Raw genomic sequence first — 20171 nt, 5'->3', positions numbered from 1 at the left:
TCGTTCAGGTCCGGTCGATGATCTCGGTCATGGTCGCCTCGGCGGTCACCGCGTCGGCGTCGGCGATCGCCCGGGCCAGCCGTCCGTGCAGCGCGACGTCGTGGACGTCCGGTCGGATGTCCGCGCGCTCGTCGAGCGCGCGGGTGACCACACGCCCCAGCCGCACGAACACCGCGTTGCCGGACAGCGTCAGCACGCTCCGGTGCAGCGCACGGTCTGCCTGGAGGAACGCGGCGGGGCCGCCGGGACCGGCGGCGGCGGCGAGACGGTCGGCGGCGGCGAGCAGCGCCTCCAGACCCTCCCTGCTGGTCGCGTCCGGTGCGCGTGCCGCGGCGGCCGCGGCCGCCGCCGGCTCGACCGCGCGCCGCAGGGCCCGGAGTTCGGCGAGGACCTGCTCGCGGTGCGGGCCGGCGAGCTGCCAGCCGATCACGAGTGGATCGGTGACGTCCCACGCCGCGGACTGCTGGACGGTGAGCCCGGTACGGCGCTGCGCAGCGAGGAGCCCGCAGCCGACCAGGACCCGGACGGCTTCGCGCACGATGCTCCGACTGGCACCGGTCCGGCCGACGAACCCATCGATGCTCTCCCGGTGCCCGGGCGGCAGCACGCCGTGGACGACGGCGCTGCCGAGTTCGTCGCGCACGCGGTCGAAGGTGCTCGTCACCGCTGGGACACCGGGCTGACCACGAGCTCATCGACGCGCATGTACGGCGGCGAGCCGAGCACGAACGACACGGTGCGGGCGATGTCCTCCGGCTGCAGCATCGCCCGGCGCGCGGCGGCGTCCGGCACCGAGGGACGCTGGTCGAGGAAGTCCGTGGCGACGTCGCCTGGACAGAGGTGGGTGGCCCGGACGCCGTGCGGGGCCTCCTGCTGGTTGAGGCTGCGGACGACCGACCCGAGCGCGGTCTTGCTCGCCGAGTACGCGACCCCGGCCCCCGGCTGGAAGGACCAGCCGGCGTAGGAGGACACCACGACGACCACGCCGCCGGACTCCCGGAGCGCCGGCAGCGTGGCGTCGACGACCGTGACCACCGCGGTGAGGTTGGTGTCGAGGATCGCGCGGAAGTCGGGCAGCGACTGGTCGTCCCACCGGCGCCGCGGCGCGTTCAGGCCGGCGGCGAGGACGAGCCCGTCGAGTCGTCCGTGCCGCTCGAGGACGGTGTCCCGCGCGGTCGCGACGGCGTCGGGGTCGCTCGCGTCGAGGGGCAGGACGTCGGCGGTGCCGCCGGAGGCGCGGATCGACTGCGCCACCCGGTCGAGCCGGTCCACGCGGCGCCCGCTGAGCACCACCGTCCACCCGTCCCGCGCCGCTGCCTCGGCACTCGCGGCCCCCATGCCGCTGCCCCCACCCGTGACCCAGAGCACACGCTGATCTGTCATGTGCGAATAGTATGCCTATTCAAGACACCGACGACGGGAGCAACGATGCACCTCGACCTGACCGACCGCGTGGTGGTCGTGACCGGAGCAGCGCGCGGGATCGGCCGCACGCTCGCCGACCGCTTCGTCGCCGAGGGGTGCCGCGTCGTCGCGCTCGACCTGGCCTTCGACCCCGACTTCCCCCTGGACCACGTCGTCTGCAACGTGGCCGACCCGGAGTCCGTCCGCGCCGCAGTGGACGAGGTGGTCGCACGGCACGGCACCGTCGACGTGCTCGTGAACAACGCCGGCATCAACGTCGAGGGCACGGTCGCCGAGCTGCAGTGGGATGCCTGGCGCCGCTGCATGGACGTCAACCTCGGCGGCACCTTCCTGATGAGCCAGGCCGTCGCGCCGGTGATGCAGGCGGCGGGACGCGGGCGGATCATCAACGCTGCCTCGTTCGCCGCGATCGTCCCGAGCGTGGGGAGCGCGGCCTACGCGGCGTCGAAGGCCGCGGTCGTCTCGTTCACCCGGGTGCTCGCGTCCGAACTCGGACCGTGGGGCATCACCGTGAACGCGTACGCGCCCGGCATGGTGCCGACGGCGATGAACGGCTTCGCGACGATGCCGGCCGAGGCGCAGGACCGGCTGCTCGACACGCTCTCGCTGCGCCGGTGGGAGACCGCCGACGACGTCGCCGACCTGCTCGTCTTCGTGGCGAGCGACGCCTCCGGGTACATCACCGGCAGCCTGCTCGACGTGTCCGGCGGCAAGCTGGCGACCCAGATCCCGGCGCGGGCGCACGGCCGAACCTGAACGGGTGGCTGTCCGCCCGCACAGGTTCTCCACATGGCCTTCTTCGTAAGCTGTGAGGGCCCAGTGAGCCGGACAGCAGCCCGACCCCGAGGAGGTGCCCGATGGTCCTCGTCCTCGTCGCGTTCGCGATCGTCGCCCTGATCGTCCCCGCCCTGACCCCCGTCCTCGGCCGCCGTGTGTTCTTCGTCGCGGCCCTCGCGCCCGCCGCGGCAGCGGTGTTGACGATCGCGCAGACCGACGCCGCACTGCACGGCAGCGTCGTCGAACGGCACCGGTGGGTCCCCCAGCTCGACCTCGACATCACGCTCCGGATGGACGCCCTGTCGTGGGTGCTCGCCCTCGTCGTGTCGGCCGTCGGCGCCCTGGTGCTCGTGTACTGCGCGTCGTACTTCGGTCGGGACGAACCCGGACTCGGTCGGTTCGCCGGGGTCCTGACCGCGTTCGCCGGGTCGATGTACGGCCTCGTGATCGCCGACGACGTCATCGTGCTGTTCGTCCTGTGGGAGGCCACGACGGTCTTCTCCTACCTGCTCATCGGGCACGACGCCGCCAAGCGGGCGAGCCGGGCGGCCGCGATGCAGGCCCTCGTCGTCACCACCGCTGGCGGCCTGGCGATGCTGGCGGGCCTCGTGATGCTCTCCGTCGCGGCGGGCACGACCTCGCTGTCCGGCGTCGTCGCCGACCCGCCGAGCGGGACCGTCGTGTCGGTGTCGGTCGTGCTCGTGCTGCTCGGGGCGCTCACCAAGTCGGCGATCGTGCCGTTCCACTTCTGGCTCCCCGCCGCCATGGCCGCCCCGACCCCGGTCAGCGCGTACCTGCACGCCGCGGCCATGGTGAAGGCCGGCATCTACCTGGTGGCCCGGCTCGCCCCGGCGTTCGCGCTGCTCGACGGCTGGCGCGAGACCATCACGATCCTCGGTGTGCTCGGCATGCTCGTCGGCGGGTACCGGGCGCTGCGGCAGACCGACCTGAAGCTCCTGCTCGCCTACGGCACGGTCGCCCAGCTCGGGTTCCTCGTGCTCGCGGCGGGGTGGGGCGCCCCCGCCGTCGCCCTCGGTGGCATCGCGCTCCTCGTGGCACACGCCGCGTTCAAGTCGACGCTGTTCCTGGTCGTCGGCGCGATCGACCACGTCACCGGCACCCGCGACCTCGCCCGTCTCAGCGGACTCGGCCGGTCCCGCCCCTGGCTGATGGTCGTCGCGGCGCTCGCGGTCCTGTCGATGGCCGGCATCCCACCGACCGTCGGGTTCGTCGCGAAGGAAGCCGTGCTGACCGGCTTCGCCGAGTCGCTGCACGGACCGGACGCCCACTGGGCCTGGTTCGCACTGATCGGCGTGACGGTCGGCTCGGTGCTGACCGTGGCGTACTCGCTCCGCTTCCTCTGGGGCGCCTTCGCCCGGAAGCCCGGCGTCGCGACCACCGAGCCGCACGCCCTGCACGGTCTCGCGGTCGTGCCCTCGATCCTGGCCCTGACCGGTGTCGCGCTCGGGCTCCTGACGCCCGTGGTCGCGCACGGCCTCGAGCCCGCCGCCGCGACCGCCGCGCTCGCGGGGGAACCGGTGCCGCACCTCGCGCTCTGGCACGGCCTCGAGCCGGCGCTCGGCCTGTCCGCGATCACCCTGGTCGGCGGCGGCGCACTGTTCGCCGCACGCCGTCCGGTCGAGGCGCTGCAGCACCGCCTCGCCGGGTTCCCGAGCGCCGCCGGCACCTACCGGCACGGCATGCGGCTGCTCGACCGTGCCGCGACCGGGCTCACCGCGAGCCTGCAGCGCGGGTCGCTCCCCTACTACCTGACGGTGATCCTGTCGGTGTTCGTCGCCGGGGCGCTCGCCAACCTGGTCCTCGGCGGACCGTGGGAGATCCACGTCCGGTTCGCCGACTCGTGGGGCCAGGTCCCCGTGATGATCGTGATGTCGTCCGCCGGCATCGCGGTGCTCACGGCGAAGACCCGGTTCGCGGCCGCCGTCCTCGTCGGCGTGACCGGCTACGGCCTCTCGGTGCTGTTCGTCCTGCACGGCGCGGTCGACCTCGCCCTCACACAGCTCGTGGTCGAGACGGTCACCCTCATCGCCTTCGTCCTGGTCCTCCGCCGCCTGCCCCCGCGCATCGCGACCACGAACCCGTCGCGGTTCCGGGTCGTGCGCGCACTGTTCGCCGGGCTCGCCGGCCTCACGCTGGCGATCGTCGTGGTCGTGGCGGCGTCGGCCCGCACCGCGAAGCCGCTCTGGCCGGACCTGCCCGCGCTGACGAGCTCGTTCGGGCACGGCCTCAACGTCGTGAACGTCGCCCTCGTCGACCTGCGCGGCTGGGACACCCTCGGTGAGCTGACCGTGGTGGTCGCCGCGGCCACCGGCGTCGCGAGCCTGATCTTCGTGAACTCGCGCGAGGACACCCTGCCCCGGCTGCGCGACCTCCCCGAGACCCTGACCGCGAACGGCGAGCGCACCGACGGCGAGCCCCGGGCCTGGCTGCCGACGAGCGCCGCGATCCCGACCGGCCGCTCGGCGCTGCTCGACGTGGTCGTCCGCCTGCTCTTCCACGGCCTCATCGTGCTGTCGGTCTACCTGCTGTTCGCCGGCCACAACTCGGCCGGTGGCGGGTTCGCCGGTGGCCTGGTCGCCGGCATCGCCCTCGCGGCCCGCTACCTGGCCGGCGGCCCGGCCGAACTCGGTGCCGCGGCCCCGGTGCGCGCTGGTCGCCTGCTCGGCCTGGGGGTCGCGACGGCCGCCATCACCGCGATCGTGCCGCTGTTCTTCGGCCGCGAAGCCCTGTACTCCGAGTTCTTCGAGGCAACCGTCCCGGTCCTCGGGCACGTCGAGTTCGTCACCGCCACGTTCTTCGACATCGGCGTCTACCTCGTCGTCGTCGGCCTGGTGCTCGACGTCCTCCGCAGTCTCGGCGCCGAGGTCGACCGCCAGCGCCTCGAGGACGCCTCGGAGTCCTCGCGTGACACCAGCGAGGGTTCCGTCCGGGACGCCATCGATGCCCCCACCCCGGAAGGGAGCGCCACATGACCGTCACCCTCGTCCTCGTGATCGCGATGGCGGTGCTGTTCTCGTGCGGCGTCTACCTGCTGCTCGAACGCTCCCTGACCCGGATGCTGCTCGGCTTCCTGCTGCTCGGCAACTCGCTCAACCTGCTCCTGCTCGTGATGTCCGGCGCCGCTGGCGACCCACCGATCGGCACGAGCGCCGAGGGCATCACCGATCCGCTCCCCCAGGCGTTCGCCCTCACCGCGATCGTGATCACCTTCGCCGTGAGCGCGTTCCTGCTCGCCCTGATCCACCGCTCGTGGCAGCTGTCCCGTGCCGACGAGGTCGAGGTCGACGAGGCCGACGCCGCCATCGGCCGCGAGCGCGACGAGCCGGCGGACGAGGACCCCGAGACCACCACCGACGCAGAACAGGAGGCGACCCGATGACCTGGCTCGTCCCGCTCCTCGTCCTCGTCCCGCTGCTCGGTGCCGCGGTCGCACTCGGACTCCTCCGGCACCAGAAGCTGCAGCGGGCGATCACCGTCGTGGTGCTCGTCGTGGCCCTGGCCGTCGCCGCGACGCTCATGGTCCTGGTCGACCGGCACGGCACCGTCGTCGTGCAGGTCGGCGGTTGGGATGCGCCGTACGGCATCTCGCTCGTCGTCGACCGGCTCAGCGCGCTCCTGCTCACCGTCAGCGCGAGCGTCCTGCTGCTCGTCCTGCTGTTCTCGATCGGGCAGGGCCTGGCCGCCGACGACGAGGACGCCCCGGTCACGATCTTCTACCCGACCTACCTCGTGCTGGCCGCCGGCGTGCTCGACTCGTTCATCGCGGGTGACCTGTTCAACCTGTACGTCGCGTTCGAGATGCTGCTGGTGGCGAGCTACGTGCTCATCACCCTCGGCGGCAGCGAACAGCGTGTCCGGGCCGGCACGACGTACATCGTGACGAGCCTGATCGCGTCGGCGATCTTCCTGGCGGCGATCGGCCTGGTCTACGGCGCCACCGGCACGGTGAACATCGCCCAGATCAGCGAGCGCGTCGCCGACCTGCCCGAGCACGTCCAGCTGCTGCTGCACACGATGCTGCTGATCGGGTTCGGCATCAAGGCTGCCGTGTTCCCGCTGGCGTTCTGGCTGCCGGACTCGTACCCGACGGCCCCGGCGCCGGTCACCGCGGTCTTCGCGGGCCTGCTGACGAAGGTCGGCATCTACGCGATCATCCGGCTCGAGACGATCATCTTCCCCCGGCCGCAGCTCAACACGGTACTGCTCGTGGTGGCGGCGCTGACGATGATCGTCGGGGTGCTCGGCGCGGTGTCACAGACCGACGTGAAACGGCTGCTGTCCTTCACGCTCATCAGCCACATCGGCTTCATGGTGATGGGGATCGGCCTCGGCACCGTCGCGGGCACGGCGGCCGCGGTGTTCTACACCGTGCACCACATCGTCGTGCAGACCACGCTGTTCCTGGTGTCGGGGCTGATGGAACGCGTCGGTGGGACGACCTCGACGAGATCGCTCGGCGGCCTGCTGCAGGCCGCACCGCTGCTGGCGGCGCTCTACCTGATCCCGGCGTTCAACCTGGGCGGCATCCCGCCGTTCTCCGGCTTCATCGGCAAGCTCGGCCTGTTCCGAGCCGCTGCCGAGGACGGCTCCCCGATGGCGTACGTCACGATCGGGGCCGGCGTCGTCACCTCGTTGCTCACCCTGTACGCGCTGATGCGCGTGTGGGACGCCGCCTTCTGGCGGCCGAAGCCGGCTGCCGAAGCGGCCGCACCGCACGCGACGAGCGCCGAACCGCACGCCCACCTGCGGTCGCCGGAACCGGCGCCGCTCACCGTCTCCGAGGAGACGGGAGAGGCCTACCACCCGGGAGGCTCGGTGACGGTCACCGACGCACCGCACGCGAGCCGTTCCTCCCGTCCGACCACCGGCGCGACCGCGACGGCCGGCGAGGCACCCGAGAAGGTGCGCCTGCCGCGCATGCTCGTCGGCGTGACGACGATCGCGGTGCTCGGGTCCGTCGCCCTCACCGTCGTCGCCGGGCCCCTGTACGGTTACGCGACCCGCGCGGCGGAGTCCCTCGAATCGCCCGACCGTTACGTGCAGGCCGTGCTCGGAGGTGAACGATGACCGACGTCCGCCGCATCACGAACGCCCGACGGATCGCCGTGGCGTGGCGCTACGACGTCCCGCTCGTCGCCGGGCTCACCGTCCTGTGGGCCCTGCTCTGGGGATCGTGGACGCCGCTGACCCTGCTCTGCGGTCTCGTCGTGGCGCTCCTCGTCACCCAGGCGCTGCCGCTGCCCCCGGTCCCGCTGTCGGCACGGTTCTCGATCGTGCACGCCGTGCGGTTCCTGGCCGTGTGGTCCGGACTCGTGATCGTGGCGTCGTTCCGGGTCGCCTGGGTCGCGTTCCGACCGCGCGGTGTCCGGCGCAGCTCGATCACGCTCGTGCAGCTGCACTCCACGTCCGAGATGACCTTCACGCTGGCCACCCTCGCGATCTCGCTCGTGCCCGGGTCCTACGTCGCCGACGTCGACCTGCGACGCCGTCGGTTGCTGCTCCACGTGCTCGACACCGAGCGCCCGGAGCAGGTCGACGACGCGAAGCGCGAGGCGCTCGGCATCGAGGCCATGGTCATCCGGGCACTCGGCTCGAAGCAGGACGTCTCCGAGCTGTCCGGGCCGCTGCCGGAGGTACCCCGGTGAGCGCCGCCGTCGTCGTGATGGGGATCGCGATCGTCCTGGTGCTCGCGCTCCTCGGTGCGACCCTGGCGCTCGCGGTCTTCCGGATCGTGCGCGGCCCGACGATCCTCGACCGGATGATCGGGTCGGACATGGTCCTGACGACCGTGCTCGTGGTCATCGCCGCCGCCATGGTGATCCGGCAGGACCTGAGCGGCATCCCCGTCCTCGTGGTCATCGCCGCGACGAGCGTGTTCGCCACCATCGCCGTCGCCCGGGCCGTCACGCCCTCGGCGGACCCGTCCGACGAGGGGCTGACGGTCACCACCCCCGAGCGCGCCGCGGAAGAGGAGCTGTCGTGATCGAGATGATCGAGTCGTTCATCGACGACGCCGGGATCCGCGCGTGGATCGCCATCGGGCTGTTGCTCGTCGGGTCCCTGCTGTCGCTCGGTGCGGGACTCGGCATCGTCCGGTTCCCCGACCCGCTCGTCCGCCTGCACGCGATGGCGAAGCCGCAGGTGCTCGGGCTCGCCCTCGCCCTGGCCGCCATCGTCGTCGCGGTGGGGACGTGGACGGCGCTGTGGGTCGTGCTGCCGATCATGGTGTTCCAGCTGTTCCTGGTGCCCGTCTCGACGCACATGATCGCCCGTGCCGGGCTGCGCGCCGACGACTACCGGCACGAGGACCTGCTCGTCGACGACACCGAGTCCTGAGGACGCGTGTCCTGACGCACCGACCTGACGGACCGGAGGCCCGTGGCGGCGTCACCACGGGCCTCCCGTCCGTCAGGCGGTCACGTCCACGTTCGTGATCAGGCGGTGGCGACCCGACGCGGGAACAGCAGGTTGAGGACCGCAGCGACCACGACGATCGCAGCGGATGCCGCGGGCAGCAGCATCGCTGCGGCGGTGCCGTGGTGCTCGGCGACGTCACCGGTGATCGCGGAGGCGATCGACTGGCCGACGATGACGGCGGACCCGAGGATCGTCATGGTGGTCGCGGAGCGGCCGACCGGGGACCGGTCCGAACCGAGACTGTACTGGGCGACCAGGGTCGGGCCGATCCCGATGCCCATGATCGCGAGGACGATGCCCGCGGCGGCGACGGAGTCGGCGCCGGCGAACGCGACCGCACCGCCGAACAGCACGACGCCGAACACGAGCCAGCGCCATCCGAGGCCGAACGCTCGGGGGAACGCGGCGGACCCGAGGGCGAGCCCGGCGGAACCGATGCCCATCAGCCCGTAGAGCAGGCCGGCCTGGGACGCCTCGCCGTGGATCTCCATGAAGGCGGTGAGCGAGGTGAGGGTCGAGCCGAAGAACAGGCCGATGCCGAGGATGCCGACCACCACGACGACGAGTCGCGGGCGCAGCAGCTGGCGGGCGGGTGCCTGCGTCAGCTCCGCGTGCTGGCCGACCACGAGCTTGCCGGTCGGGTGCAGCGCGAACGCGGTGACGAACACGAAGGTCAGCACCGAGGCGCCGGCGACGGCCACCCACGGAGCGATCGCGCTGGCGAGGATGCCGACCAGGAACGGGCCGATGATGAAGACGGTCTCGTCGGCGGCCGACTCGTAGGCCATCGTGCCGCTGAGGGTCTTCTCGCGGCGGTCCGGGGCCATCCGCTGCCGGACGATCGCGACGAGCCGGGTGCGCGACATCGGGGCGACCTGCGGGGCCGAGGCGCCGATGCAGAACGCCATCGCGAGGACCGCGAGGTCGGGCGCCGTGCCGCTGACCACGAACGGGAACACCCCGAGCAGCGCCGCGTTCACCAGCCCGACGGGGACGAGTACGGCCCGCTGGCCGAAACGGTCCGCCGCCGCGCCGACCATCGGCCCGAAGATCGCCGAGCCGATGCCGACCGAGGCCGAGTTGATGCCGCCGAGGGCGACCGAGTCACGGGCGGCGACGACGAGCGTCAGGACGCCGACGACCATCATCGCGAACGGGAGCCGGGCGATGAACGCGACCGGGAAGTACCAGCGGCCCGCGAGGGAGACGAGCGAGGGGTCCGCGGTGGAACGCGTCTGGAGCATGGGGGTGTGCCTTCTCGGCCCGCCCGGTTCGGTGGAGGCGGACCCATCGGGTGCCGCCGCTGTCCGCCGGGATGCCGGCGGCCGGTAGATACACACTGCGTGTTGTCGAACGGTGTCGATCGTACCAACCGGCCGCAGCGCCCCAGCGGGCTGGGGTCAGGAGACCTCGCCGGCGCGCGCTCCCGCCCACAGGTCGACGTCGGTGATGCCGACCGAGTGCTCGTCGATGACGCGGAGTTCCTCGTCCGTGAACGAGGTGTTCGACAGCGCCGCCACGTTGTCCTCGAGCTGCGAGACCCGCGAGGCACCGATCACGAGCGAGGTCACCCGCTCGTCGCGGAGCGCCCACGCCAGTGCGAGCTGCGCGAGGGACTGGCCTCGAGCGGCGGCGACGTCGTTCAGGGCGCGGAGGTGGCTGACGACCTCGGGGGTGATGCTCGACGCGTCGAGGGACTTCCCCGCCGCGGCGCGGGAGCCCTCCGGCACACCGTCCAGGTACTTGCCCGTCAGCAGGCCCTGCGCGAGCGCGGTGAACCCGATGACACCGAAGCCGAGCTCGCCGGCCGCGTCGAGCAGCCCCTCGGTCTCGATCCAGCGGTTGAGCATGGAGTACGAGGGCTGGTGGATGAGCAGCGGGGTGCCGAGGTCGCGGAGGATCTCGGCCGCCTGCCGGCTGCGCTCGGCGTCGTACGACGAGATGCCGACGTACAGGGCCTTGCCCTGCTGGACGGCGGTGTGCAGCGCGCCCATCGTCTCCTCGAGCGGGGTCGAGGCGTCGAGGCGGTGCGAGTAGAAGACGTCGACGTAGTCGAGGCCCATCCGCTGCAGGGACTGGTCGAGCGAGGCGAGCACGTACTTCCGCGACCCGCCGCCCTGGCCGTACGGCCCCGGCCACATGTCCCAACCGGCCTTCGTCGAGATTACCATCTCGTCGCGGTAGGGGCGGAAGTCCTCACGCATGAGGCGGCCGAAGTTCACCTCGGCGGCGCCGTAGGGCGGGCCGTAGTTGTTGGCGAGGTCGTGGTGGGTGATCCCGAGGTCGAACGCCCGGCGGCTGATCGCGCGCTGGTTCTCGAAGGGCAGGTCGTCCCCGAAGTTGTGCCAGTAGCCCAGGGAGAGCAGCGGCAGGTCGAGGCCCGAGCGGCCGGTCCGGCGGTACGTCATCGAGTCGTAGCGGTCGTCACTGGCGATGTAGGTCATGGGTCGAGCCTGGCACTCGATCGGACCCGGGCCTCGCATGCTTCGCTTCGCGGACCCATGATGGGGGCACGAGACCAGGAGGAGACGACCATGGCACGGACGGCGAAGACCGAGACCACGTTCACCGACGAGGAGCGCGCCGCGATGCAGGAGCACGCCGCCGAGGTGAAGCGCGCTCGCGGCACGAAGGGCACCAGGGCCGAGAAGGCGGCGGCCGACGCCGCAGCGGTCGAGGCGAAGATCGCCGAGATGCCCCAGCCGGACCGCGGGCTGGCCGAGCGCATCCACCGCATCGCGCTCGAGGTCGCCCCCGAACTGGCCCCCAAGCTCTGGTACGGCATGCCCGCCTACGCCAGGGACGGCAAGGTGGTGTTCTTCTTCCAGGACGCCGCGAAGTTCAAGGCCCGGTACGCGACGCTGGGGTTCCAGGACTCCGCCGCGCTCGACGACGGCACGCTCTGGCCGACGTCGTGGGCGATCACCCCGGAGTTCTCGGAGGCCGACGAAGCGGTCGTGGCCGACCTGATCCGCCGCGCGGTCGGCTGACGGTGCTCGGGCTGGGTGCTGCACCCGTCTTCGCCCTGCTCTTCCTGGTGCTGTACGTCCTGGGCCGCCGACGGGACCCGCGGATGCTCCGGAACGGGGTGTTCCTGACCGCGGCCGTGCTGTTCGGGTTGGCGACCATCGTGTCCGTGCTGACCGCGGTGGTGCCGGGGTTCAGCCTGCTCGTCGCGGTCGTCCTGCTGCTCGTGCCGCTCGCGGTCGTCGTGCTCGGCGTCGCCCTCATCGCGAACGGTTTCCAGATGCTCCGGTCCGAGGGGCGCAGCCTCGGCAACCTGCTGTCCCTCGCCGCCGGGGTGGCCGTGTTCGTGCTGCCGGCACTGGCCATCGCCCTGTTCGTCTCCGGCAGCGGCGAGGGGTTCACGCTCTGGGACGGCACGAAGATCGCGCTGGCCGTCCTGATGGTGTTCGTCTGCGGGTACTTCGCCCTGTCGCTGGTCGCGTTCGCCGTCTCCTCCGTGGTCTACGGCCGGACGCGGCAGAGGATCGCGCCGGACACGATCGTGGTGCTCGGGTCCGGACTCGTGCACGGCGAGGTCCCGCCCCTGCTGCGCAGCCGGCTCGACCGCGCACTCACCGTGTACCGCGCCGAACGAGCCGCCGGACGCCGACCGCTGCTGATCCCCTCGGGTGGGCAGGGCGACGACGAGCCACGCCCCGAGGGCACCGCGATGGCCGAGTACCTGGTGGCGAACGGCGCCGACCCGGACGACGTCGCGCCGGAGACCGAGTCGCGGAACACCCGCGAGAACCTGCGCTTCTCGCGGGACGTGCAGACCGCTGCCGGGCGGCACGGGCCGATCGTCGTCGTGACGAACGACTACCACGTGCTCCGCGCCGCGACGCTGGCCCGACGGCTGGAGCTGCCGGCGCAGGTCGTCGGCGCGCGCACCGCCGCCTACTTCATCCCGAGCGCGTTCCTGCGCGAGTTCGCCGCGGTGATCGTCGAGCACCGCTGGCTGAACGCGCTGGCCTGCACGCCGTTCGTGCTGTTCACCGGGTTCCTGCTGTGGGAATCGTTCCAGCAATAGGATCTGCACCATGGTCGAGTTCCAGCCACCGCGGCCGACCGACCTGCTGCCCATCGGCGAGATCGTCCGCCGCACCGGCGTCCCGGCCTCGGCCCTGCACTTCTACGAGCGCAAGGGCCTGATCCGCCCCGAGCGCACCGACGGCGGGACCCGGGTGTACCCGCGGCACGTCGAGCGGCGGATCGCGATCATCCAGGTGGCCAAGCGGCTCGGCATCCCGCTCAGCGAGGTCGCCGAGCAGTTCGAGGCGCTGCCCGCGGACCGGATGCCCTCGCTGCGCGACTGGAACCGGTTGAACGAGCGGTGGCGAGCACGGTTGCGAGCACGCCAGCTCGAACTCGAGCGGCTGCAGCAGGAGATGACGCAGTGCATCGGCTGCGGGTGCGTCTCACTCGGGGCGTGCTCGGTCGTGAACCCCGGCGACGCCCTGGGTGACGAGGGGCACGGTGCCCGGCGGCTGCTGCCGATCGAGGACGACGCGCCGCTGCCCCGCCGAGTCTCGGACTGAGCGACAGTCCTCGCGCCGACGAGCCCGCGGACTGTCGCCCAGCCCGGGTCCCGGGTCCCGGTCAGCCCCGACGCGGCCGCAAGGGCAGGATCCGCGGCATCAGCCAGTCGACCCACACCACCCGTGCGCCCGGTGCGACCGCCAGCGCCCACAGGATCGACACCGCCGCATCGGTCGGGTAGTGCACGGCGTCGATCGACACCGCCAAGAACACCACGACGATCGCCACGATCCCGAGCCACAGTGCAAGTCGTCGCCAGCGTGTCTCGCGCAGCAACCAGACGAGGGCGATCACGAACACCGTGATGTAGACGGTGTGCCCGCTCGGGTAGCCGGCGTCCGGCTGCACGGGGAACGGGTGCGGCAGCACGGCGACGTCGGGACGCGCGCGGTGCACGATCTCCTTCACGATCGCGGACGGCACCCACGTGATCGCGATGGTGCCGCCGAAGGCCAGCGCCGGGCGGAGGTCCCGCGTCCGCCACCAGATCCCGGCCACCATGACGACCGTGATCCCGATCGCCGGCGCGGGGCTGATGACGTGGTAGACCGCCGTGCTGAACGCCCCGATCGCCCCGGTGTGCAGCGCGTTCACGGCGATCGAGAGCCCGAGGTCCACCGTGCCGAGCGTGAACCCGACGATCGTGATCACGACGACCGCGATGACGGCGATCGCGATCGAGACGAGCGGGTACGGCGAGCGCTCCAGGATCCCGTCCGCGTCTGGCTCCCGTGGGCGGGGGTGGAGCAGCGGCGGGTCGTCGGTCATCAGGCCATCGTGACAGGGCCACCCGCGTCGGGACGGCGCGCATCCCTCGAAAGCGTTCAGTCGGCCGCGGGTCATCGACCAGCGCGACGGAGACGAGTGGACGGAGACGAGTAGACAGGGGGCATGCCAACCGTTGCCGAGAACATCGTCGCCACCCTCCGTGCCAACGACATCCACCGCGTCTACGGCCTGCCCGGTGACTCCCTCAACGGGTTCACCGACGCCCTGCGCAAGGACGGGACGATGCGGTGGGAGCACGTCCGCCACGAAGAGGCCGCCGCGTTCGCCGCCTCCGCTGAAGCCGCCCTGACCGGTGACCTGACCGTCTGCGCCGGCAGCTGCGGGCCCGGCAACCTGCACCTGATCAACGGCCTGTACGACGCGAACCGGTCGCGCGTGCCGGTCCTCGCGATCGCCGCGCACATCCCCACCGCCGAGATCGGGACCGGCTACTTCCAGGAGACCCACCCGCAGGAGCTGTTCCGCGAGTGCTCGGTCTACGTCGAGTACGTCGCCGACCCGGTCCAGATGCCCCGACTGCTCGAGATCGCGATGCGTGAGGCCATCGAGAAGCGCGGCGTCGCCGTGCTCGTCATCCCCGGAGACGTCCTGCTCGCCGAGGCGAAGGACGACCGTGTCACCCGCATCGAGCGGACCACGCCGCGCGTCGTGCCGAGCGAAGCCGAGCTGCAGCGCACCGCCGACCTGCTCAACGGCGCCGACCGGATCACGATCCTGGCCGGCGCCGGGGTCGCCGATGCCCACGACGAGGTGGTCGCCCTGGCCGAGCGCCTGCAGGCCCCGATCGTGCACGCGCTCCGCGGCAAGGAGTACCTGGAGTACGACAACCCCTACGACGTCGGCATGACCGGGCTGCTCGGCTTCGCCTCCGGCTACCGGGCGATGGAGGACGCCGACGTCGTCCTCATGCTCGGCACGGACTTCCCGTACCAGCAGTTCTTCCCGGCGAAGGCGAAGCACGTGCAGGTCGACATCCGCGGCTCGCAGCTCGGCCGGCGGCACCCGGTGGACATCGGCCTGGTCGGCACCGTCAAGGACACCGCACTCGCGCTCATCCCCCTGCTGACCGGATCGCACCCGACGAAGCACCTCGAGGACTCCCTCAAGCACTACCGGAAGACCCGCGAGAAGCTCGACGACCTGGCCGTCCCCGCCGGTCGGCACAAGCCGCTGCACCCGCAGTACGTCGCACGCGTGCTGGACAGGCTCGCCGCCGAGGACGCGGTCTTCATCCCCGACGTCGGCTCCCCCGTCGTCTGGGCGTCGCGCTACCTGACGATGAACGGCAGGCGCCGACTGATCGGCTCGTTCGTGCACGGCACGATGGCGAACGCCGTGCCGCAGGCGATCGGTGCGCAGACCGCGTTCCCGGACCGCCAGGTGATCGCGCTCGCCGGTGACGGCGGTCTGACGATGCTGCTCGGCGAGCTCATCACCATCGTGCAGAACAAGCTGCCGGTGAAGATCGTCGTGTTCGACAACTCGTCGCTCAACTTCGTCGAACTCGAGATGAAGGCCGCCGGCTTCGTCAACTACGGCACCGAGCTGCAGAACCCGGACTTCGCCGCCGTCGCCGAGGCGATCGGCATCAAGGGCTTCAAGGTCGACGTGTCCGACGACTTCGAGGACGCGATGGCCGCCGCGCTCGCGCACGACGGCCCCGCGCTGGTGTCCGTCCGTGCGAACCGCCAGGAGCTCTCCATGCCCCCGGCGGTCACGCTCGAGCAGGCGAAGGGCTTCACGCTCTACGCCATCCGCACGGTGCTGTCCGGTCGCGGCGACGAGCTGCTGGACCTCGCGTCGACCAACGCACGGCAGCTGCTGTAGACGCGACCGGCTGACGGCCGGGAGGCACGGTGCCAGTCGGCGCCGCGCCTCCAGGCCGTCACTGCGTCAGCATCAGAGCGGGCGCTCGCTCCTGGCGCGTCACGGCCCGGCGCTGGGCCGCGGCGCTCCGTCGGTGACGGCGGCGACGGCTTCGATCTCGACGAGCTGGTCGTCGTAGCCGAGCACGGTGACCCCGAGCAGCGTGCTCGGCACGTCGTGGCTCCCGAAGGCGTCCCGCACGACCTCCCAAGCGGTGACCAGGTCGGCCTGCCGGGAGGACGCGACCAGCACACGGGTGCTCACGACGTCACCGATCGACGCCCCTGCTGCACGGAGCGCCTCCCGCATGGTCTCGATGCACTGCGCCGCCTGGCCGGCGTAGTCCCCCACCGCTGCCGTGGACCCATCCGCCATCAGGTCATCCTGCCAGCCGCCCCGCAGTCGTCGAGGACGAGAACCAGCACGATGTCCACAGGACAGTCGCGGCTCGGCTCGTCGACGTTCGGGCTACACCGCGTCCTCGACGTCGAACACGACCACCCGCGCACTCGCCCCGCCGATGAACTCCGCCACCGGCCGGTGCTCGGGGTGCGGTAGGTACCCGGCGAGCGCCGCACGGTCGCGGAACCGGACGACGAGCATCCAGTGGAACCCGCCCTCCAGCCCCTCGGCGCTCACGCTCCGCCCGCACTGCACGGACTCGACACCGTCGACCCGCGGCAGGTGTCGGCGCGACAGGGCGCCGGCCTCGGAGGACCGGTCATCCCCGTCCCACTCGACCAGCACGGTGTGCGTCACTCCGGACACGTGGTCCCCTCTTGCCGAGATCAGAACGCGGGCGTGCCGCCGGCGACCGTGATGGTCGACCCCGACTGGTAGCTCGACTCCGGGCTGACCAGGTGCACGTAGGCGGCACCGAGCTCGGCAGGCTGCCCGGGGCGGCCGAAGGGCGAGCTCTCCCCGAAGTGCGACACGGTCTCGGCGTCGTCGGATCCGGGCTGCAGCGGTGTCCACACCGGTCCCGGTGCGACGGAGTTCACGCGGATGCCCTTGGGCGCGAGCTGCTGCGCGACGGCCTCGGTGAAGAGCTTGATCGCACCCTTCGACACCGCGTAGTCGATCTTGTCCGGGGAGGGCGTCGACGCCTGGATCGAACCGGTCGTGACGATGGTCGACCCCGGCTCCAGGTGCGGCACCGCGGCCTTCGTCAGCCAGAACAGCGAGTAGATGTTGGTCTTGAACGTCGAGTCGAACATCGACGTGTCGAGCGTCAGGATGTCGCCGTTGCTGTCCATCCGGCCAGCGACCATGACCAGGGTGTCGAGGCCGCCGAACTCGTCGACGCCCTTCTGCACCAGGTCCGTGCAGTACTGCTCGTCGGAGATGTCCCCGGGGAACAGCACGGCACGACGACCCTCGGACTCGAGCAGGTCGCGGACCTCCTCGGCGTCCTCCTGCTCGTCCGGCAGGTAGGAGAGCACCAGGTCGGCGCCCTCGCGCGACAGGGCGATGGCGGCGGCGCGACCGATGCCGGAGTCCGCTCCGGTGACGATCCCGCGGTAGCCCGTCAGGCGCCCCTTGCCCACGTAGCTCTCTTCGCCGTGGTCGGGCTTCGGGTCCATCTTCCAGGCAGCGCCCGGCAGCGACTGCTCCTGCTTCGGGTACGGCGGGGCCGGGTAGAGGGTGTTCGGGTCGCGCTTCTCGTACTGGCTCATGCGCCCACTGTCGTCCACCCGCCCGCGCAGGCGCTCAGCTGAGGGCGACGGCCCGCGACAGCAGGACGGAGTACCGGTGGAGGACCTCACCGCCGGCTCACAATCGGCCGGGGTACGGTTCGTGGGCAACGACGTTGCTCGGTACCGTCTCCCACGCATCTTGCGGCGCCTCTTCCCCATGGTGCGCAGAGGCCAACGGCATCTCCCTTCTCTCCTCTTCTCCCGACGCCCGCGCTGCGCTCGTGCAGTACTGGGCGCACGTGTCGGCGCACGTCCAGTTCATCCTCACCCACCCGGTCGGCGGGACGGATGCCGCTCGCGGGGCCGCGTCCCGGTACCTCGAAGCGGCCGCGGCGGTCGTTCCGCAGGAGCTCCGCCCCGACCACGAGGGCTCCCAGCAGCCGCGGACCGTCCGTCGGGCCGTCGCGTTCATCCGAGCGAACCTGCGCCGCACCGTCACCGCCGCGGAGATCGCCGCCGCGTCCGGGGTCTCGCCCCGCGCGCTGCAGCTGGTCTTCCAGCGCTCGCTCGGGACGAGCCCGCTGCGGTACGTCCGCGACGCGCGGCTCGCGGGGGCGCACGCCGAACTGCTCGTCGACGAGGTGACGCCCATCGGGACGATCGCCGCGCGCTGGTGCTTCTCGAACCAGGGCCGGTTCGGTGCCGCGTACCGCGAGCGGTACGGCGAGACCCCGAACGACACCCGGCACCGCGTCGCCGGTGCGCACGATCCCGCAGCAACCGGAGCAGAGTCGCATCGCGGCTGAGAGTTGCGCCATTCGTCCCGTCGTAGGGTCGGCACATGACCACGAAAGAGGCACATCGAGGCGAGGACCGCTTCGAGCGCCTGTCCGCGGGCCTGAGCGGTGTCCTGGACCCGGACCTCGAGGCCCTCGACGCGATGGACCGCGTGATCGCGGCGTGTGTCGAGTTCACCTCGGCGACGGAGGCCGGGATCGTCCTGGGTGACCCGTCCGGCACCCTGCACGTCATCGCCTCGACGAGCGAACGCACCAGCGACGCCGAGGAGGCGCAGCTCGGGACGAACGAGGGATCGTGTCTGGACTGCTTCAGCACCGGGAAGACGATCGACGTTCCCGACGTCTCGACCCACGAGGCCGTGTGGCCGACGTTCGCCGAGACGATGCGCGAACGGGGCCTCCGCGGCACGTTCGCCGAACCGGTTCGGCTTCGGGACGGCGTGATCGGTTCGCTGTGCCTGTTCGCCGAGCACACCGACGGGCACGACGACAGCGACGTGGTCGTGATCCAGCTCCTCGCCGACGCAGCATCGGCCGCGCTCGTGCGGCAACGGGACGCCGGTCGGTTGCGCAGCTTCCAGGAACAGATCGACGACGCGATCCAGGCGCGGGTGCTCGTGGAGCAGGCGAAAGGGGCACTGGCCTACCGACGCGGCATCCGCATCGACGAGGCGTTCCAGGTCCTGCGCCGGGCGGCGCACACGGCCGGTGGCGGCATGCGTGCGATGGCTGAGGACGTCGTCCAGCGCGGTGCCGATCTGGGCACCTCCGTCTAGGAGCTGTTCACGGCCTGTCGGCCCCGACGACTGCGGCGCTCGCGCGCGTCGGACGGGATCCGCAGCACGAGGCCGTGACGGTGCGTGGTGAGGGTCACCGAAGTGACCTCGCCGAAGGCATCGCCGTCGAGTTGCACGCGTTCCGGGGTGTCGACGGTCAGGTGCAGGGTGCGCGCGCGGGTGTAGCGAAGCGCCCGCGAGGTCGGCAGCACCCGCGCCAGGAGCCGTCCGAACCCGGTGCGGGAGTAGAACCGGTTGAGGGTCAGGGCGTAGCCCACCTTCGTCCACCCGAACCAACCGGCGGGCCGGAACGCCACCGCGTCGAGGAAGCCGTCGTCCGGTTCCGCGGCGGGGAGCAGCAGGACGCCGGCGGTGAGGGTGCCGCAGTTCCCCACGATGATCGTGTGCGCGCTCATGTCGCGGAGCGGTCCCTGGTCGATGCGGTAGTGCACCGGGATCTGCCGGTTGCCGATGATCGAGCGCGCGATGGGGTCGGAGTAGGCCACCCAGCCGAACCGCTTCTTCACCCAGGCGTTGGTGTCGGCCGCCATGCTGGCGTCGAGCCCGATCCCCGTCATCACGAGGAACGCGTGGGACGTGGTGGTGCCCGACCCGTCCGTGAGCTCGGCCAACCCGACGTCGATCGGCCGGTCGGTCCCGGTGAAGGCGGCACGCACCGACCGCCCCGTGTCGCCCAGGGGCAGCCCGAGGTTGCGGGCGAACAGGTTACCGGTGCCGCTCGGGACGAGCGTGACCGGCGTCCCGGTCCCGCGCAGTTCCTCGGCGACGACCCGGAGCGTGCCGTCCCCGCCGGCGACGAGCACGACCACCGGGTGCGCGTCACGGGCCGCCCGCGCCGCGGCACGTCCGTCGTCGTCGGCGCTCGTCTCGAACCAGAGCGACTCGGCCCAGCCGTGCGCGCGCTCCTCGGCGAGGACCAGCGTTCGCAGGCGCGCGCCGTCGGCCTTCATCGGGTTCACGACGACGGCTGCGCGCTGCGGGGCGTGTGGGTCGGTCATGCGGCTCGCTTCCGGTGATGCGGTCAGTGGATGCGGAGCTCGGTGACCATGGGGCACGCGAACGGGTCCCGGGCGGCGAGCCCGACGCGGTTGAGGTAC

The 20171-nt window shown here is 71.7% G+C and carries 21 protein-coding genes and 1 pseudogene; 13 read left to right on the top strand and 9 right to left on the bottom strand.

Annotation, left to right across the window (positions count from 1 at the left end; all coding sequences use genetic code 11):
* Positions 1-4: 4 nt before the first annotated feature.
* Both ITJ56_RS19055 and ITJ56_RS16260 read right to left on the bottom strand, forming a co-directional pair.
* Positions 5-643: an FCD domain-containing protein gene (locus ITJ56_RS19055; RefSeq protein ID WP_323749848.1), complete on the bottom strand. Its 639-nt coding sequence runs from the start codon at positions 641-643 to the stop codon at positions 5-7.
* 17 nt (positions 644-660) lie between these two features.
* Entirely contained in the window at positions 661-1383 is a 723-nt protein-coding gene (locus tag ITJ56_RS16260) for an SDR family oxidoreductase (protein ID WP_194631674.1), read from the bottom strand.
* 45 nt (positions 1384-1428) lie between these two features.
* Between ITJ56_RS16260 and ITJ56_RS16255 the strand changes: the two genes are divergently transcribed.
* From ITJ56_RS16255 to ITJ56_RS16225, 7 genes are all read left to right on the top strand, one after another.
* Entirely contained in the window at positions 1429-2181 is a 753-nt protein-coding gene (locus tag ITJ56_RS16255) for an SDR family NAD(P)-dependent oxidoreductase (protein ID WP_194631673.1), read from the top strand.
* Positions 2182-2282: 101 nt separating this feature from the next.
* Positions 2283-5195: a Na+/H+ antiporter subunit A gene (locus ITJ56_RS16250; protein WP_194631672.1), complete on the top strand. Its 2913-nt coding sequence runs from the start codon at positions 2283-2285 to the stop codon at positions 5193-5195.
* Positions 5192-5602 (top strand): Na(+)/H(+) antiporter subunit C, encoded by a 411-nt coding sequence (locus tag ITJ56_RS16245; RefSeq protein ID WP_194631671.1) that lies wholly within the window; start codon positions 5192-5194, stop codon positions 5600-5602. Before ITJ56_RS16250 ends, ITJ56_RS16245 begins: the two co-directional genes overlap by 4 nt.
* Positions 5599-7290: a Na+/H+ antiporter subunit D gene (locus ITJ56_RS16240; protein WP_194631670.1), complete on the top strand. Its 1692-nt coding sequence runs from the start codon at positions 5599-5601 to the stop codon at positions 7288-7290. Before ITJ56_RS16245 ends, ITJ56_RS16240 begins: the two co-directional genes overlap by 4 nt.
* Positions 7287-7868, top strand: coding sequence for a Na+/H+ antiporter subunit E (locus ITJ56_RS16235; protein WP_194631669.1), 582 nt, complete (start codon positions 7287-7289; stop codon positions 7866-7868). Before ITJ56_RS16240 ends, ITJ56_RS16235 begins: the two co-directional genes overlap by 4 nt.
* A complete protein-coding gene (locus ITJ56_RS16230) occupies positions 7865-8206 on the top strand; it encodes a sodium:proton antiporter (RefSeq protein ID WP_194631668.1) in 342 nt (113 codons plus the stop codon). The genes ITJ56_RS16235 and ITJ56_RS16230 overlap by 4 nt, the downstream gene beginning before the upstream one ends.
* 5 nt (positions 8207-8211) lie before the next feature.
* Positions 8212-8559 (top strand): cation:proton antiporter, encoded by a 348-nt coding sequence (locus ITJ56_RS16225; RefSeq protein ID WP_228518097.1) that lies wholly within the window; start codon positions 8212-8214, stop codon positions 8557-8559.
* A gap of 98 nt (positions 8560-8657) precedes the next feature.
* Here the strand turns inward: ITJ56_RS16225 and ITJ56_RS16220 are convergent, their stop codons facing one another.
* Together ITJ56_RS16220 and mgrA are read right to left on the bottom strand one after the other, a co-directional pair.
* The gene (locus ITJ56_RS16220) at positions 8658-9884 is read right to left on the bottom strand and encodes an MFS transporter (RefSeq protein WP_194631666.1); all 1227 of its coding nucleotides are present in this window, start codon (positions 9882-9884) and stop codon (positions 8658-8660) included.
* A 156-nt stretch (positions 9885-10040) separates the two neighbouring features.
* Positions 10041-11084, bottom strand: a complete 1044-nt coding sequence (gene mgrA, locus ITJ56_RS16215; protein WP_194631665.1) for an L-glyceraldehyde 3-phosphate reductase — start codon at positions 11082-11084, stop codon at positions 10041-10043.
* A gap of 90 nt (positions 11085-11174) precedes the next feature.
* On the opposite strand from mgrA, the gene ITJ56_RS16210 reads away from it, so the two are divergent.
* The 3 genes from ITJ56_RS16210 to soxR are packed head-to-tail and all read left to right on the top strand — an operon-like array spanning position 11175 to position 13184.
* On the top strand, positions 11175-11630 hold the full coding sequence (locus ITJ56_RS16210) for an iron chaperone (RefSeq protein WP_228518092.1): 456 nt from the start codon (positions 11175-11177) through the stop codon (positions 11628-11630).
* Positions 11631-11632: 2 nt separating this feature from the next.
* Positions 11633-12676: a YdcF family protein gene (locus ITJ56_RS16205; protein WP_323749847.1), complete on the top strand. Its 1044-nt coding sequence runs from the start codon at positions 11633-11635 to the stop codon at positions 12674-12676.
* Positions 12677-12686: 10 nt separating this feature from the next.
* Positions 12687-13184, top strand: a complete 498-nt coding sequence (gene soxR / locus ITJ56_RS16200; RefSeq protein ID WP_194631664.1) for a redox-sensitive transcriptional activator SoxR — start codon at positions 12687-12689, stop codon at positions 13182-13184.
* Between the two features lie 61 nt (positions 13185-13245).
* Here the strand turns inward: soxR and ITJ56_RS16195 are convergent, their stop codons facing one another.
* Positions 13246-13953: a phosphatase PAP2 family protein gene (locus ITJ56_RS16195; RefSeq protein ID WP_194631663.1), complete on the bottom strand. Its 708-nt coding sequence runs from the start codon at positions 13951-13953 to the stop codon at positions 13246-13248.
* A 123-nt stretch (positions 13954-14076) separates the two neighbouring features.
* Here ITJ56_RS16195 and poxB point away from each other — a divergent pair, with 123 nt between their 5' ends.
* Positions 14077-15801 (top strand): ubiquinone-dependent pyruvate dehydrogenase, encoded by a 1725-nt coding sequence (gene poxB, locus ITJ56_RS16190; RefSeq protein WP_194631662.1) that lies wholly within the window; start codon positions 14077-14079, stop codon positions 15799-15801.
* A gap of 99 nt (positions 15802-15900) precedes the next feature.
* On the opposite strand, the pseudogene ITJ56_RS16185 reads toward poxB, so the two are convergent.
* The 3 genes and pseudogenes from ITJ56_RS16185 to ITJ56_RS16175 all read right to left on the bottom strand — a co-directional run.
* Positions 15901-16218: pseudogene (locus tag ITJ56_RS16185) on the bottom strand (Rid family hydrolase); the annotation flags it as partial.
* 90 nt (positions 16219-16308) lie between these two features.
* Positions 16309-16608, bottom strand: coding sequence for a Dabb family protein (locus tag ITJ56_RS16180; RefSeq protein ID WP_194631661.1), 300 nt, complete (start codon positions 16606-16608; stop codon positions 16309-16311).
* A gap of 20 nt (positions 16609-16628) precedes the next feature.
* A complete protein-coding gene (locus ITJ56_RS16175) occupies positions 16629-17516 on the bottom strand; it encodes an SDR family oxidoreductase (RefSeq protein WP_194631660.1) in 888 nt (295 codons plus the stop codon).
* Between the two features lie 260 nt (positions 17517-17776).
* Between ITJ56_RS16175 and ITJ56_RS16170 the strand changes: the two genes are divergently transcribed.
* Positions 17777-18283, top strand: coding sequence for a helix-turn-helix domain-containing protein (locus tag ITJ56_RS16170; RefSeq protein WP_194631659.1), 507 nt, complete (start codon positions 17777-17779; stop codon positions 18281-18283).
* 35 nt (positions 18284-18318) lie between these two features.
* A complete protein-coding gene (locus ITJ56_RS16165; RefSeq protein ID WP_194631658.1) occupies positions 18319-19053 on the top strand; it encodes a GAF and ANTAR domain-containing protein in 735 nt (244 codons plus the stop codon).
* Here the strand turns inward: ITJ56_RS16165 and ITJ56_RS16160 are convergent.
* Positions 19050-20072 carry a diacylglycerol/lipid kinase family protein gene (locus ITJ56_RS16160; RefSeq protein ID WP_194631657.1) on the bottom strand — a complete coding sequence of 341 codons (1023 nt, stop codon included), beginning with the start codon at positions 20070-20072 and terminating at the stop codon, positions 19050-19052. The two genes, ITJ56_RS16165 and ITJ56_RS16160, sit on opposite strands and share 4 nt — an antisense overlap.
* Between the last annotated feature and the right edge of the window lie 99 nt (positions 20073-20171).

Source organism: Curtobacterium sp. VKM Ac-1376 (assembly GCF_015351025.1).
Taxonomy (GTDB): domain Bacteria; phylum Actinomycetota; class Actinomycetes; order Actinomycetales; family Microbacteriaceae; genus Curtobacterium.
Note: the sequence above shows the minus strand (reverse complement) of the source record. Positions and strands in the feature narration are given on the sequence as shown.

Excerpts from the sequence above, each read along its gene's own strand:
- mgrA (WP_194631665.1), bottom strand. The coding sequence starts at position 11,084 with ATGACCTACATCGCCAGTGACGACCGCTACGACTCGATGACGTACCGC.
- ITJ56_RS16175 (WP_194631660.1), bottom strand. The coding sequence starts at position 17,516 with ATGAGCCAGTACGAGAAGCGCGACCCGAACACCCTCTACCCGGCCCCG.
- ITJ56_RS16160 (WP_194631657.1), bottom strand. The coding sequence starts at position 20,072 with ATGACCGACCCACACGCCCCGCAGCGCGCAGCCGTCGTCGTGAACCCG.
- ITJ56_RS16245 (WP_194631671.1), top strand. The coding sequence starts at position 5,192 with ATGACCGTCACCCTCGTCCTCGTGATCGCGATGGCGGTGCTGTTCTCG.
- ITJ56_RS16220 (WP_194631666.1), bottom strand. The coding sequence starts at position 9,884 with ATGCTCCAGACGCGTTCCACCGCGGACCCCTCGCTCGTCTCCCTCGCG.
- soxR (WP_194631664.1), top strand. The coding sequence starts at position 12,687 with ATGGTCGAGTTCCAGCCACCGCGGCCGACCGACCTGCTGCCCATCGGC.
- ITJ56_RS16195 (WP_194631663.1), bottom strand. The coding sequence starts at position 13,953 with ATGACCGACGACCCGCCGCTGCTCCACCCCCGCCCACGGGAGCCAGAC.
- ITJ56_RS16210 (WP_228518092.1), top strand. The coding sequence starts at position 11,175 with ATGGCACGGACGGCGAAGACCGAGACCACGTTCACCGACGAGGAGCGC.
- ITJ56_RS16260 (WP_194631674.1), bottom strand. The coding sequence starts at position 1,383 with ATGACAGATCAGCGTGTGCTCTGGGTCACGGGTGGGGGCAGCGGCATG.
- ITJ56_RS16235 (WP_194631669.1), top strand. The coding sequence starts at position 7,287 with ATGACCGACGTCCGCCGCATCACGAACGCCCGACGGATCGCCGTGGCG.
- ITJ56_RS16255 (WP_194631673.1), top strand. The coding sequence starts at position 1,429 with ATGCACCTCGACCTGACCGACCGCGTGGTGGTCGTGACCGGAGCAGCG.
- ITJ56_RS16240 (WP_194631670.1), top strand. The coding sequence starts at position 5,599 with ATGACCTGGCTCGTCCCGCTCCTCGTCCTCGTCCCGCTGCTCGGTGCC.
- ITJ56_RS16165 (WP_194631658.1), top strand. The coding sequence starts at position 18,319 with ATGACCACGAAAGAGGCACATCGAGGCGAGGACCGCTTCGAGCGCCTG.
- ITJ56_RS16225 (WP_228518097.1), top strand. The coding sequence starts at position 8,212 with ATGATCGAGTCGTTCATCGACGACGCCGGGATCCGCGCGTGGATCGCC.
- ITJ56_RS16250 (WP_194631672.1), top strand. The coding sequence starts at position 2,283 with ATGGTCCTCGTCCTCGTCGCGTTCGCGATCGTCGCCCTGATCGTCCCC.
- poxB (WP_194631662.1), top strand. The coding sequence starts at position 14,077 with ATGCCAACCGTTGCCGAGAACATCGTCGCCACCCTCCGTGCCAACGAC.